1 protein-coding gene and 1 pseudogene are annotated in these 1,164 nt (G+C 44.8%); both read right to left on the minus strand.

All coding sequences use genetic code 11. From position 1 onward, the window contains the following. Positions 1-395, minus strand: a pseudogene (locus BT797_RS20415) (hypothetical protein); the annotation flags it as partial. Positions 396-417: 22 nt separating this feature from the next. Beyond that, positions 418-1,164 (minus strand): phage tail-collar fiber domain-containing protein (locus tag BT797_RS20420; RefSeq protein WP_075473294.1); only part of this gene is annotated, 747 nt, incomplete at its 5' end.

The raw sequence follows: 1,164 nt of genomic DNA on the forward strand, positions 1-1,164 counted from the left end.
CCTGTATTAGCAGCCATACCGCGGTGCGTTATCATGAATTCAACACGAAACATATCACCACCGCCCCCAAAACCAGCGGAAGAAGCAATAAATTCAATTAAATTTAGATAAGTGGGAGATTTAGGGGCTGCACAAACAGGAAATAAATCATCAGGCCCCCCTTCTCTAGTATGTCCACCACTACTTAAGTTACCTTGAATAAAGTAGGTTTTTATCCGGCCCTGCTTATGTACGTCAACCCCGTTGATATTACTGACAACATTACTTAGGTACTGGTCTATGAGCACCTTTTTATCGGCGACCAGCTTATCAATGTCTTTCATTTTCCCATCAACAACACCCGTGAGGTTATTGCTGGCTTGCACGAGTTCTGCAATGTCTTGTTCTATTGCCATGTTGTATTCCTCTTAACGATTATTAATCCGATGTAATATGCTTTACCTGTCGGTACATAGTACTGATTTGTGCGGTTGCCATTTTGGCAAGTGAAGTTTGTATCTCACCATCTTGTTCCTGACGCTGCTTTATCATTGCAGATTGTGTGCGCAGCAGTGTTTGCCCTACTTGCTCTAAAGTGCCGATGTGAACTTGCTGCAGTTCGATAGTATTTTGTAAGCTGGTTACTACGTCTTTTAAGCCTAAGTGGCGCGTCATGTTGTCAATTTGCGCCGTGGCATTAGCGACAATCGCTAATTGCATACTGTCCAGGCGTGGGCTGTAATCAAACATCCAGCTACTGGCTTTAATATCGATGCGGGCAAGGGCTTTGGCTGCGGCGAACCTCAATACAAAACTGCGGTTGTGTACGTTGTTCACGCCCTGACGTTTACGCTGCAGTGGCAAATAATCCAGTGCTAACAAAATGCCGGTACTGGTCACTAAACCAATCCAGTTGTAATCAAAATCACCAACGTCCTGGTCTAACACACACGCCCATGCCACGGTATGCTCATCAATGAAACCATCGAGTAATTCATCCGTTTGATAGGCAATTTGTGTTTGTGTTGGGAGCGCCATATTAGGGTCGCGCGCTGCGCTATCACTTAAATTAGGGATATTAGCCAACACCAGTGTTGTTACATCGAGTCCCGTGTTTGCTAGCGCACACTGGGTGATATGTTGTTTACCAGCATTAGTAAGAATGCCGGTTACCTGTTGTTCAGA

The sequence above is a fragment of the Moritella viscosa genome, assembly GCF_900120065.1.
GTDB lineage: Bacteria > Pseudomonadota > Gammaproteobacteria > Enterobacterales > Moritellaceae > Moritella > Moritella viscosa.